Origin of the sequence: Listeria aquatica FSL S10-1188 (assembly GCF_000525795.1) — a bacterium.
GTDB lineage: Bacteria > Bacillota > Bacilli > Lactobacillales > Listeriaceae > Listeria > Listeria aquatica.
In genome coordinates, this window is record NZ_AOCG01000017.1 from 60,796 (window position 1) to 73,536 (window position 12,741).

9 protein-coding genes and 4 pseudogenes are annotated in these 12,741 nt (G+C 37.2%); 2 read left to right on the top strand and 11 right to left on the bottom strand.

The window, feature by feature from the left end:
• Positions 1 to 106 precede the first annotated feature (106 nt).
• Positions 107 to 2,448: pseudogene (gene gshAB / locus MAQA_RS12435) on the top strand (bifunctional glutamate--cysteine ligase GshA/glutathione synthetase GshB).
• A 58-nt stretch (positions 2,449 to 2,506) separates the two neighbouring features.
• Here gshAB and ychF read toward each other — a convergent pair.
• Positions 2,507 to 3,607 carry a redox-regulated ATPase YchF gene (gene ychF / locus MAQA_RS12440; RefSeq protein WP_036074336.1) on the bottom strand — a complete coding sequence of 367 codons (1,101 nt, stop codon included), beginning with the start codon at positions 3,605 to 3,607 and terminating at the stop codon, positions 2,507 to 2,509.
• A 126-nt stretch (positions 3,608 to 3,733) separates the two neighbouring features.
• Here ychF and MAQA_RS12445 point away from each other — a divergent pair, with 126 nt between their 5' ends.
• Complete coding sequence (locus MAQA_RS12445) at positions 3,734 to 4,243, top strand: GNAT family N-acetyltransferase (protein ID WP_036074338.1); 510 nt, start codon at positions 3,734 to 3,736, stop codon at positions 4,241 to 4,243.
• 46 nt (positions 4,244 to 4,289) lie between these two features.
• On the opposite strand, the gene MAQA_RS12450 is transcribed toward MAQA_RS12445, so the two are convergent.
• The 10 genes and pseudogenes from MAQA_RS12450 to MAQA_RS15920 form a co-directional block, all read right to left on the bottom strand.
• Complete coding sequence (locus MAQA_RS12450; RefSeq protein WP_241463247.1) at positions 4,290 to 4,625, bottom strand: hypothetical protein; 336 nt, start codon at positions 4,623 to 4,625, stop codon at positions 4,290 to 4,292.
• A complete protein-coding gene (locus tag MAQA_RS15910) occupies positions 4,622 to 4,774 on the bottom strand; it encodes a hypothetical protein (RefSeq protein WP_241463248.1) in 153 nt (50 codons plus the stop codon). The genes MAQA_RS12450 and MAQA_RS15910 overlap by 4 nt, the downstream gene beginning before the upstream one ends.
• 177 nt (positions 4,775 to 4,951) lie before the next feature.
• Positions 4,952 to 5,464: a Crp/Fnr family transcriptional regulator gene (locus tag MAQA_RS12455; RefSeq protein ID WP_241463249.1), complete on the bottom strand. Its 513-nt coding sequence runs from the start codon at positions 5,462 to 5,464 to the stop codon at positions 4,952 to 4,954.
• Positions 5,465 to 5,869: 405 nt separating this feature from the next.
• A complete protein-coding gene (locus tag MAQA_RS12460) occupies positions 5,870 to 7,057 on the bottom strand; it encodes an ABC transporter permease (RefSeq protein ID WP_036074340.1) in 1,188 nt (395 codons plus the stop codon).
• Entirely contained in the window at positions 7,051 to 7,692 is a 642-nt protein-coding gene (locus MAQA_RS12465; protein WP_173400323.1) for an ABC transporter ATP-binding protein, read from the bottom strand. The genes MAQA_RS12460 and MAQA_RS12465 overlap by 7 nt, the downstream gene beginning before the upstream one ends.
• Positions 7,693 to 7,845: 153 nt before the next feature.
• Positions 7,846 to 8,415 (bottom strand): efflux RND transporter periplasmic adaptor subunit, encoded by a 570-nt coding sequence (locus MAQA_RS12470; protein WP_052008606.1) that lies wholly within the window; start codon positions 8,413 to 8,415, stop codon positions 7,846 to 7,848.
• A gap of 9 nt (positions 8,416 to 8,424) precedes the next feature.
• A pseudogene (locus tag MAQA_RS12475) lies at positions 8,425 to 10,171 on the bottom strand (ABC transporter ATP-binding protein).
• Positions 10,172 to 11,268: 1,097 nt separating this feature from the next.
• Positions 11,269 to 12,068, bottom strand: a pseudogene (locus MAQA_RS12480) (ABC transporter ATP-binding protein); the annotation flags it as partial.
• A gap of 146 nt (positions 12,069 to 12,214) precedes the next feature.
• Positions 12,215 to 12,451, bottom strand: coding sequence for an ABC transporter permease (locus tag MAQA_RS15915; protein WP_241463250.1), 237 nt, complete (start codon positions 12,449 to 12,451; stop codon positions 12,215 to 12,217).
• 32 nt (positions 12,452 to 12,483) lie between these two features.
• Positions 12,484 to 12,741 (bottom strand): annotated as a pseudogene (locus MAQA_RS15920) (ABC transporter permease); the annotation flags it as partial.

Below are 12,741 nucleotides of genomic sequence, written 5' to 3' on the forward strand. Positions count from 1 at the left end.
AACTAAGGGAAATACCTGTTTATTTTTTTCACAAACCAATTAATATACTTAGGTGGTCGCTTTGTTGTAAGATAAGGGTGAAAAAATTCTCGCCTGAGGTGAAAACATGATTAACCTAGACCAACCATTGTTAGCTTATCTTCAAGATGACCCTAAACTTGCAAAGCAAATTTTCTCCGGCCATTTTGGTCTGGAAAAAGAAAATTTGCGTGTTACGCCTAGCGGTCAATTAGCCTTAACGCCTCACCCGGCTGTTTTTGGAAAAAAAGAAGATAATCCACTTATTAAAACCGACTTTTCCGAAAGTCAAATTGAAATGATAACGCCCGTTTGTGATTCCGTTGAAGACGTTTATCAAGCAGTCTCCAACTTACACCATATTGTTACCCTTGCACTTGAAAACGATGAGCTACTCTGGCCAAACAGCAATCCACCGCTGATCCCAGAAGAAGAGCAAATCCCAATCGCAGTTTATGAAGATGGTGCAAACAGCTCAAGCAGACAATATCGTGAACATTTGGCAAAAGAATACGGGAAGAAAGTGCAACTTTTAAGCGGCACTCATTTCAATTTCTCTTTTTCAGATTCACTTTTGAAGGAGATTTTTAGTGCTTTTCGTCAAGATGCGGAAACCTATCAAGATTTCAAAAACCGTATTTATTTGAAAACCGCTAAATACTTCATGAAAAACCGCTGGTTGCTCGTTTATCTGACTGGAGCTGGTCCAGCTTACATGGAAGGCTATACCAAAGTCTCAAACGAAGAAACAATAAACGAAGGCGCACGGCTTATCAAAGAAGGAATTTCGCTTCGAAACAGTTCTTCTGGATACAAGAATAAGGAGTCTCTGCACATCGACTATGATACCTTTGATGGATACATCTCTTCGATTCGCGAACATATTGAAGCAGGCGAAATCAATAGCATGCGTGAATTTTATAATCCGATCCGCTTAAAAAACAGCCACACCGATCAGTCACTAAACGGCTTGGCTGAAAAAGGTGTAGAGTATTTAGAAATCCGCTCAATTGACCTTGATCCACTTGAAGAAGTTGGCATCGCGAAGGAAACTTTATATTTCTTGCAACTTTTCCTACTTACCGGACTTTTATCAGAAGATATGGAGCTTTGCCCAAACAACCAAGAAGTTGCCGACCTTAACGAAGAAATCACGGCTTTATTTGGGCTTTCACACCCGATGCTAACAAACTGTTCTGGAAAACGCATTCCATTCGTTGAAGCAGGAATGGCTGAACTGGATAAAATCGAACAAATTTTAGAACTCCTTGCACCGAAAAATAAAGTTTTGCATGAAGTTTTAGCTAAGCAAAAAGACCGTCTATTATACGCTGAGAAAACCATTGCAGCCCAAGTTGTAGCAAATATCAAGCAGCATGGTTACCTCAGCTATCATCTTGACGTGTCGCGTGATTCCTTTGAAAAATCCGACCTTGAAGCTTATCGATTCATCGGAGCGGAAGATTTAGAACTTTCGACGCAAATCGTATGGAAAGCAGCATGGAAAAAAGGAGTCAGCGTGGAAATTCTCGACCGTGCTGAAAACTTTTTGCGACTCTCTAAAAAAGGACATACCGAGCTAGTAAAACAAGCGACAAAAACATCACGAGACAACTATATCTCTGTTTTGCTAATGGAAAACAAAGTCGTGACGAAAAAAAATTCTAGCTGAAAAAGGCATCCGTGTTCCATTTGGTGAAAACTTTACAGATATCGAAATAGCACTAGAAAGTTATTCGCATTTCCAAGGAAAACAAGTTGTTGTAAAACCTAAATCAACGAACTATGGCCTTGGGATTAGTATCTTCAAAGACGAATTCAACCAAGATGTTTTCCATGAAGCCCTTAAAATCGCATTTAGTTATGACGAATCTGTTATTATCGAAGAGTTTATTCCTGGAGACGAATATCGCTTCCTCGTTATTGATGACCAGATTGAAGCTGTCTTACAACGCGTTCCAGCTAACGTTGTCGGTGACGGCGTCCATACCATCGCAGAACTCGTTGACGAAAAAAATGACGATCCTCTTCGTGGTACGGATCACTTAAAACCACTTGAGAAAATTTTAAAAGGGCCTGAGGAAACACTGATGCTTAGCCTGCACCACTTAAATTGGGATAGCGTTCCTGAACAAGATAGGGTCGTCTATCTACGTGAAAATTCGAATATCAGCACTGGTGGAGACAGCATCGATGTAACCGATGAAATGGACAGCTACTACAAAGACATGGCTATAAAAGCCGCTAAAGTTGCTGATGCCAAATTCTGCGGGGTCGACATTATCGTCCCCCCCTGATCCAACTGATTATGAAAAAGCGGCCATCATTGAACTCAATTTCAATCCAGCGATCCAGATGCACACCTTCCCTTACGAAGGAAAACGCAGAATGATCGGCGACCGAATCATTGACTATCTATTTTCTGAATAACAAAAAGCCCGCACTTCAAAATTGAAGTGCGGGCTTTTCAATGTTTCACGTGAAACAATCAGACATTAAAGCGGAAATGAACAACATCCCCATCTTTCATGACATATTCTTTTCCTTCTAGGCGGACTTTCCCAGCCTCTTTAGCTGCATGTTCCGAGCCATATTCAACTAAATCATCATAGGAAACCACTTCCGCACGAATAAAACCACGTTCGAAGTCTGTGTGGATAATACCTGCACATTCTGGTGCTTTCATTCCTTTTCGGAACGTCCATGCACGCACTTCTTGAACCCCAGCAGTGAAGTAAGTTGCAAGCCCAAGAAGCGAATAAGCAGAGCGAATTAATTTATCGAGACCAGATTCCTCAATGCCAAGCGCTTCGAGGAATTCAGCTTTATCCGCGTCATCTAGTTCTGCAATCTCTTCTTCAGCACGTGCGCAAACAACGATGACTTCAGATCCCTCTTCAGCTGCAAGTTCTTTTACTTGTTGCACATACTTATTACTGTCAGGACTAGCGACATCTTCCTCACTCACATTAGCCACATAAAGAACCGGTTTATTGGTTAGCAAGAATAAATTGCGGACGATCTTAGATTCTTCTTCGTTAAAATCAAGTGCCCGAGCTGGCTTATCATTTAAAAAGCCTTCTTTAAGCTTCGTCAGAACGTTAAACTCAGCTACCGCTTCTTTGTCTTTTTGTTTGGCCATCTTTTCGACACGGCCAATTCGTTTTTCAACACTTTCGAGGTCAGCCAAAATCAATTCCAAGTTGATCGTAGCAATGTCATCGAGCGGATCAACGCGTCCTTCTACGTGCGTGATGTTCTCATCTTCAAAACAACGCGTCACATGACAAATCGCATCCACTTGACGAATATGCGACAAAAATTTGTTTCCAAGCCCTTCGCCTTTGCTTGCCCCTTTTACAATCCCAGCGATATCCGTAAATTCAAAAGTCGTCGGCACCGTTTTTTTCGGGCTTACGAGTTCAGTTAATTTATTTAAACGATTGTCTGGAACCTCAACAATTCCAACATTGGGATCAATCGTTGCGAACGGATAGTTTGCAGCCTCCGCTCCAGCCTTTGTAATTGCATTAAAAAGTGTTGATTTCCCAACATTCGGAAGTCCGACAATACCAGCTGTCAATGCCATTTTATAATAACTCCTTTTCACTTTAATCGTTTCAAATCACTAAGAACTATTATAAAGGTTTTCTTCACAAAAAACCACCCACATTCTGCTATAATAGTTGTACCTAAGCCACAAGGAGGAACTCAAATGATACTTGAAACTGAACGCTTATACGCAAACGAAATGACTCAAGCAGACCTCCCCGCTCTTGCCTCCATGCTTCAAAACCCCGAAGTTATGTACGCTTATGAGCACGATTTTTCGGATGCCGACGTGCGCAGCTGGCTTGAAAATAACCTCCGCCGCTACCGCGAACTCGGTTTTGGACTTTGGGGCATTTACTTAAAAGAAAACGATCAATTTATCGGAAACGCCGGGATCACCTACCAAAAAGTCGAAAACAAAACGGTGCTGGAACTTGGGTATTTACTTGAAAAAATTTATTGGCATAAGGGCTACGCCCGAGAAATAACGGCTGCAATCATTCAATATGCCCAAGACAAACTACACGCGCCAGAAATCCATGCGACGATTAAAACAACAAATGCAGCTTCCATTCGCGTTGCCGAAAACAACCAGATGAAGCGAACCAAAGCCTATACGAAGCTTTATTATGGTATCGAAATGCCCCATTATTTATATACAAGGAAACTATAAAAAACTAAGCAACCACATCTTTTCAAGGCGGTTGCTTAGTTTTTCTTCACTTTGCGGAAAAATCATAGGTTACTTTACCATCAAGTATGGTTAACATAGTCTTAGTTTCATCTGCCGGATCTACCAAGCGGATCGTGTATCCAGAATCCAATCCTGACTTAATCTGCTTGGACAATTTCTTAAATGCTTTGATTAGCTTCGGCCATTTTTCATTTGTTGGATCTTCCTTGATGTTGTTTAATGAGTCTGTTAATCTGCTGTCCGTCATGATAACATCGAATTGTTTTTTAGCAGAATCATACTCAATATTAGCACCACCTTGCAAACCTTGTTCAAGCATTTGCTTAATTTGGCTAACTTTCTTATCATTTTGATCTGTCACATTTTGTTCCACGGTTTTTTTCTTTTTTTCATTGTCTGTTCCTCTTCTTTAACTGATTTTTTTGAAGAGCTTTCCTCGCCACAGCCAGTTAGTAAGCTCATACTGATCAGACCAAACACCGCGGCTGTACGGTATACTCTCTTTTTCATTTTCCATCCCCATCCGATTACTTGTTCTTCATTTGATTATCAAAATTTCTTCGTTTTAGATTGCGCTTATTCATCTACATAAAACAGCTATGAGAAATAAAATTTTGACCAAGCTATACGCTTAAAAATTTGAACTTTTCACTAGCTCCCATTTTATACCGCGACCCCCATTTGATTTCAACCATTCGCAACAATAGGAATATCTAATGTATATCTTTCCAATTTTTCAGTATCCAATACAGTCCATGGTTTACTCGAAAAGTTGATCGCGTCTTCTTCAGCAAGTTCATTTAAGGCTTTAGACACAATTTTTCGCGAGCAACAACAACAGGATGCAATAAAGTCCATGGAAAAGAATCTCGGAAGTTCTTTTGTATTCTCAGCTGTCAGGTTCATCTTGTCACTGACAAACTTAATAAATCGAGCGACTCTCTCCTTAGGACGGAATTGAAACTGAACTTCAAACATATCAATTTCTTCCCTGAATTGTTCAAGCAGAAGAAATGACAAATGTGATAACAAATTATCCTTATCAAGGATATCAAAAACTTCATCAATATCAAGCACAATCAATGTGGCATCCGTTAATGCTTCTACATTTAAATTTGCTTTACCTGTGTAAAACTGGCCTACCCACACTGAGTTTTCAAAAGAGAGCTTTGTCATTTCTTTATTTTCCATATAACTCATTTGAAAATAGCCCGTTTTTTGGATATATAACTTGTTGTCCTTAAATTTAATTCGTTGATGTTTTTTTTATATATCTTATTGTATGCTGACATTTCACTAAAATATAATCAATAATCACATCGTCTTTTTCTAATAAATCTTGCAGTTCAAAAAATTTCATCTCATGCCTCATCCCCCAACTAAAAATTCCTTTCTTTATATCATTAATAGTAGCAAATAATTTATTGTAAATTTGCTATATTTTTGGGAAAAAAAGCTTCGTTTTTTTTATTTCTCTTCACATTTTATTCACATTTTTCGCGTTTTATTAACTAATTTTATCACTTTTAGAAAATTCACATTTCCATCTTCTATATTTATTGTGCCATTTCGGTATTGCTTCCCCTTTACCCTAGATCGCTATTATCACATAGAGGCTAAAGCATCCACTGGTTTACATCTCGCTGCCTTATTAGCTGGTGATATCCCAAATACAACACCTACGACAAGCGCAAAAATGAATGCAAAACTAATAACTCCGACACTAACTCCAGACGGTACATCAGCAACAGCACTAAACAACATGGAACCTAGACTCCCAATAACGATCCCAATAATGCCCCCTGTCACACTAATAACGGCTGACTCAATCAAAAATTGAATGAGAATGGTACTCCGTTTGGCTCCCAAAGCTTTTCGAATACCAATTTCCTTAGTTCGTTCCTGTACAGAAACAAGCATAATGTTCATAATTCCGATGCCACCAACAACCAGTGAAATTGCCGCAATTGCACCTAAGGTATTGGTAAGTAGCGCATTAACTGTGTCAAATGTATCGAGCAATTCCTTTTGATTTACAATTTGAAAAACTGGACTATCGCTGTTTTTCGTTTCATTTTCAAATTTCAATGATAAACGACTTTTCAAAATGCTAATAACAAAATTAACCTTGTCTGCGGAACTAGCTTGCACATAAACTGTATTGATCTTTTGATTTTTAAGCAATCGCTCGGCTGATGTAATTGGTAAAATAATTTGCTTATCAGTCGACCCTAAGAGAGATTCACCGCTCTTTTTAAGAACTCCGACAACCTTGTAGTTGTATCCATTCAGTTTGATTGTTTGGTTAACAGGATTGCCGAACCCAAATAGCTCAGTCGCAACTTCATGACCGATTATAGCAATTTTTTGATTGTTGTCCACATCTACCGGGGATAGAAACCTACCTTTGGCAAGCTTAGCTCCATGAACTTGTTTAAACTGTTCGTTAGTCCCAACGATACTAAATGCCTTGCCTCCTTGATCGGTCAGCACGTTTGCACTTCCATCGATCTCAGGAGAAATATGAGCAACTCCCTCGATATCTTTATATTCCATGACTTCCTGTAAATCAAGCTGATTTGTTTTACTTGTCGAATTATTATAAACGGTGATAAGATTCGAACCGAGATCTCCAAGTTGTTGATTTACACCGTAACTAACGCTTTTCCCAAGCGAAACGAGCAAAATAACTGAAGCTACACCAATGATTATCCCAAGCATTGTCAGAAAAGAGCGCATTTTCCTTGCAAAAATTTGTTTTAAAGCCATTTGTAAGCTTTGAAGAATCAGCATACGCCCTCCTCCTGTACTAATTTGCCATCTTGTATCCTAATCGTCCGAGAACCTTCCTCAGCGATTTTTTGATCATGTGTGATCATAATAATCGTCCTGCCTTCTTGGTTAATTCTTTGGAGCATTTTTAAAACTTCCCAACCGTTTTTCGAATCCAGAGAACCTGTTGGCTCATCTGCCAGTAAAATAGATGGAGAACCTACTAAGGCCCTTGCAATCGCTACTCTCTGTTGTTGTCCTCCAGATAATTGATTGGGTTTATGACGCATTTTATCTACAAGGCCTACTTGTTCAATAAAATGAATTGCTTTTTCAATTCGCTCCGAACGTGATGTTCCTCGGTAGATGAGTGGCAATTCAACATTTTCTAGCACGGATAAATTAGATAGCAAATTGAATTGCTGAAAAATAAACCCGAGCTGCTGATTTCGAACTGCCGCTAATTTGTTGTCGCTCATTCCCAAAAGTTTTTCACCTGAAAGATAATAATCGCCGTTATCCGGAAGGTCTAAGCAACCAATAATATTCAGAAGAGTAGATTTCCCTGAACCTGACTGCCCTGTAATCGTCAAAAATTCTCCGCTACCTACACTAAAGGTAATATCATCTAATACACGTAAAGTTTCGTTTCCCATTTGATACGACTTGGAAATATGTTTTAAATCAATTAGCAAAATGATTCACCCCTCGCTCACTTAGAACTTGTAGACGTCGAAGGTAACAATATTTCTTCGCCTTTTTGTAAGCCTTTCTTCACTTCGATGATATTGTCATTGCGAATACCTGTTTTAATAACTTGCTTCGTTTTTTTTCGTTTGGTTATTTTTATCTTTTTTGGGTACTAACACATAATATTCATCTTTAGTATTTTTCTGAACAGCTTCAATCGGAATATTTAGAACATGTTCCTTTTTACTTACAAGAATAGAGCCCGAGACTGTCATTCCTGCTTTTAGATCTTTCGTATCATTTAATTCAACCATTACAGTGAAAACAGCAACATTGCTTTCAACTGTTCCTTTTTCAGAGATGGATTCTACTTTTCCTGTGAATGTGCGATCTGGATAAGCTGTAACATCTATCGTTACTTCCTGTCCCTTTTTCACATCTGCAATATCCATCTCATCAATCTGCAAGCTCAACTCTAAATCATCATAATCCGGGTATTGCTGATTTTTGGGGACAATTGTTCCTGCACCATTCGCTTTTACTTCAATCGTACTTTCTTTTACTTTGGTTGTTACATCATCTCCTTGGTTCGCATCCGTTGCTGTGTTGGTATTAAAGGCAGCAATAATCACAATAACCACGAGAACAACAAGTACAATTCCAATTGTCCAAAATATTTTTTTCTTCATACTCTCTCCTTAATTTTCGTCGTTAATTACCTGTGTCTGAATAAATGATGCATATAGTTCATGCGAGCGAATCAGTTCTTCATGCGTGCCTTGACCTGTTATACGTCCTTTATCAACGAAAATAATTTTATTTGAGTGCTTGATTGTATCAATACGGTGAGCAATAACAAAAATCGTTTTATGTTTCATCAAATTCAGCAATGATTTTTGCACATATTGTTCAGTTCTTACGTCCAAACTTGCTGTCGCTTCATCTAAAAGTAAAATTTGTGCTTTACTTAAAAATGCTCTTGCAATTGTAATCCGTTGTTTTTGTCCACCAGAAAGTTTTACTCCATTTTCGCCGACTTCAGCATCAAGTTTTTCAGGCAAATCAGCTACAAAACTATCTGCATAGGCAAGTTCAAGCGCTTGCCATAAGTCTTCATCCGTTACATCATGTTTCAATCCGTAAACGAGATTTTCTCGAATCGTACCAGAAAGCAATAAATTATCTTGTAGCACATAGCTGAATTGCGATCGCCATGATTCCAATGAAATATTTTTCATTGAGTCCTCACCAATGAAGATATCCCCTCCAGTTGGGTGATAAAAACGTTCTAGCAATGAGAAAATTGTTGATTTCCCCGCACCACTTGGTCCAACAAAGGCAATCATCTCGCCAGGTCTACTTTCAAAGGAAATGTCGTCGATAACAGTATTCTTTTCATCATAAGAAAAAGTAAGGTTCTTAGCATAGATATGCTTATCTGAAAGTGACACACTCGTTCCAAGTTCAAGAATCTCGGAGTCTTCATCAAGAATTTCGTAAATTCTTTCTGTAGCCCCTTTAGCTTTTTGGAGCTGCGAAAAGAATGTTACGAATGATGTGATTGGAGATAATAGTTGAAAAACATATATTAAGAAGGCAATCAATGTTCCGATTGTTAGTGTTCCTGCGTTGACACGAATACCACCGTAAATAATAATTCCGATTAAAATTCCCATAACAACAAAAACAGTTATCGGACTGATAATAGCGTTAATCTTAGCTTCTCTATTACCAAATTGAAATAATTTCATGAGATCGTTATGCCCATTTTTCACTTCTACGCGCTCTGAAGTAGTTGCCTTTACTAGTCGAATATTACTTACAACTTGCGAGATTTTCGAACTAAAGGCTGCTGTTTCCGTTTGCAACCCCTTTGAAATGCCGAATAATTTTTTCCCTAGTGGAGCAACAAACAAGATTAATACTGGAATTGCAATAAATAGTATCACCGTCAATTTCGCATCCATAACAAGTAAAATTGCGACAATCCCGATCAACGAAATACTTCCATTAATAATTTGTGGGAACTGGTCTGAAACAAGCGTTTTAATAAGTCCCGTATCGTTTATCATTCTGCTGACGAATTCACCAGAGTTAGTATTGTCAAAATAACGAATAGGTAAGTATAAAATTTTATTCCATAATCTATCTCTGATCGCAAATACTAATTTTAGTCCTATTAAATTTAATAAATAAATAGCAAAACCACTTAAGACAACTTGAACGACAAATAGAATGATCAAATAGAAAACAATACTATAATCGAAATTCTTTCCCATGAAGCCGTCAATAAAATTTTTAGCAAAAAGTGGTACCGCTAACGAAACAACTGTTGAAATCACAGAAAAAATGATCGCAATACTAAACAGCGGCTTTGAGACCGTTTTTTGCGAAATTAAACTCCCAAATTTTTTTCCAGCTATAATTATTTTTTGGACTCTTCATTTCTCCATCCTTGCTAAAGAACTGTATGCAAAATTCCCTTTGCATACAGTTGCTTTCAGTTTATTGTTTAAAAAGTGCAATTTCTATTAAAATGTATAATAAAAGTCATATTCATTTAGTTTAACGATAAATAATAATCTCTCTTAATTCGAATGAAAGAGATAAGTACATTTTATGCACTTATCTCTTCGCTGAAATTATACTAAAATATTCCAGATACCTTCAACAGCATATTTAATTCCTGTTACTGCTAAACCTACCCATGCAACAAATCCTTGGATGAATCCCATAATATTTTCACCTCCTTTAAATTATTATTCAATTAATTACGCGTTCAAGTCAGCAAATTGTTTCAAATATGCTAATACTTGTTGCAAAGCTTGTAGCCAAAGCATGTGCGCTCACCTCCCGTACAATAACATTCTATACTCTACCTAAGCAGAAATCTGTAGAGGTAAAATGAACAAATTTAACTTTTTGAGCTATAAATACCAAAAAAAAAAGATTGACTTCGAAATTATTTTGTGTTACTTGAATAAATTGTCGATGAAATTAAAAACATCAACTTTAAATTGTTGAATTTGTTTCAAAAGGTTAAGAAGAAATTCCATGATCTTGCACCCCCTTTTCCAAAATAATTGTTTTTCCACTAAAGAAGAAATCCGATAAGTTCTTTAAGTACTGACCAGTTAATCTGACCATTTTCAAAAAGCTTTGTGGTATTTAGCCAATTCCAGATGCCTGACATGATTCCCCCTCCTTCCTCTTCAGCTCCTTTCAATTGTAAAAAAAATCTTACAAAAATACTGTAAAAATTCTATGAAATTTTACAGTATTTTTGTACAAATGTCCCAATTTTTGGGTTTGACTCGCACTTAATTAAAAAAAACTACAGAACACAGATGTGTGAACTATAGTTTTTAACTGCTTTCTGTATTTAAAATGAACTTAACTACGTTTATATACTTTGCCAAATTTCCCAAGTACTGAGGGCTAGAATGACAAATAAAATGCTAAAGATACAAATTGGTTGCCATATTTTTACTTTTTTTTCGGTTGTTCGATTTCCAACTAAGTGTTTTCTTCTGTGTATTCATCATTTCTTGTTGTTCCTTCTGACGTTCAGAGCGTGATTTTTTATTAAAATGATGGATAAATTTACTATATTCCAAGCAAACCTCTTGGCTTTCTCCAAATAATTTTAATTGCCCATAGTGAAGCCAAGCCACTCTGTCAGAGATTTCTCGTATCTGGTTGGCTGCATGGCTAACAAAAAAGATTGTTTTCCCTTCACGTTTAAATCGATCAATTTCTTGTAAACATTTCTGATAGAAAGTTTGATCCCCTACTGATAGGGCTTCATCAATAATCAATATTTCTGGATTGGTTTGAATCGCAATTGCAAATCCCAGTTTTGCCCGCATTCCACTCGAATATTGTTTTAACGGCTGATAAATGAAGTCATGTAGTTCGGTAAATTCAACTATATTTTGAATACGCTGATTAATTTCGGCTGGTTTAAAATCCATTAATAGCATTTTCAACTTAATATTTTCAATCCCCGTTAAATTGGGTTTTAACCCTGAGTTTATAGCTAAAAGTGAAGCTGCACCATTTCGTTTGATTTCTCCACTCGTTGGCGACAAGTGACCTGCTATAAGGTTAGCTAATGTTGATTTCCCTGATCCATTCAGACCAATTAAACCAATACATTCTCCTCCTTTAACCTCAAAACTAATATCCTCTAAAGCTTGAAAATAGTGGTTCTGTTTTTTTTTTTAAAGGCTGAAAATATAAATTTATACCATTTTTTCCGTTCCATCAAAAATAATTTACTGACATGGTCAACTTGAACAGCTGTTTCGAACTGAGATCCGGGATAATTCCCTTTTTTCATTTTTGCTTTCATCCTCACCTGCATTCTTCTCCTCCTATTACATATACTCCACAAAATCAGCTTGATATTTATTTGTGATATAAATGCCTGCTGTTAAAATAATCAGTAACAAATGAAAAAAAATACACAAACTCGCCAAAGGTTCGTCAAAAAACCCATCCACGTGACAAAAGCGCGTCGCGAAAGCCCTCGATAACATATACAAAGGGATTTAAAATTAATATTTTTGTGAGCAATGATTCTGGATGGGCTGTGACATTGATAACTGCTCCTGAAATAAAGAACAGCAGTCGCATTCCCGCACTGATAAAAAGTTGTAAATCTCGAAAAATAACGGTGATCGCCGATGTCAGGACTGCTATTGATAATAAAAGAAACAGCATGCAAAAAAAAGTAGTAAATCAATTGTATCCATTCAAATGTAGGAAAAAAACCTTGACTGATAAAAAATATAAGAAATAAACCTAGCATAGAAAAAAAAGCTGTTCAAGCCTTTTACAACAGCAATCGTTGGTAAAATTTCAATTGGAAAATGCGTTTTGGCAATGAGTCCCAGGTTTTGACAAATAGAGCCTGCACCCGATACGATGCTTGAACTCATATAAAACCACGGAATAAGTCCGATTAGCATCCAGTAAATATAAGGAATATCTGAATGTATAACGGTTTGACC

Excerpts from the sequence above, each read along its gene's own strand:
- ychF (WP_036074336.1), bottom strand. The coding sequence starts at position 3,607 with ATGGCATTGACAGCTGGTATTGTCGGACTTCCGAATGTTGGGAAATCA.
- MAQA_RS12445 (WP_036074338.1), top strand. The coding sequence starts at position 3,734 with ATGATACTTGAAACTGAACGCTTATACGCAAACGAAATGACTCAAGCA.
- MAQA_RS15910 (WP_241463248.1), bottom strand. The coding sequence starts at position 4,774 with ATGAAAAAGAGAGTATACCGTACAGCCGCGGTGTTTGGTCTGATCAGT.
- MAQA_RS12455 (WP_241463249.1), bottom strand. The coding sequence starts at position 5,464 with ATGAGTTATATGGAAAATAAAGAAATGACAAAGCTCTCTTTTGAAAAC.
- MAQA_RS12460 (WP_036074340.1), bottom strand. The coding sequence starts at position 7,057 with ATGCTGATTCTTCAAAGCTTACAAATGGCTTTAAAACAAATTTTTGCA.
- MAQA_RS12465 (WP_173400323.1), bottom strand. The coding sequence starts at position 7,692 with ATGGGAAACGAAACTTTACGTGTATTAGATGATATTACCTTTAGTGTA.
- MAQA_RS12470 (WP_052008606.1), bottom strand. The coding sequence starts at position 8,415 with ATGAAGAAAAAAATATTTTGGACAATTGGAATTGTACTTGTTGTTCTC.
- MAQA_RS15915 (WP_241463250.1), bottom strand. The coding sequence starts at position 12,451 with ATGCTGTTTCTTTTATTATCAATAGCAGTCCTGACATCGGCGATCACC.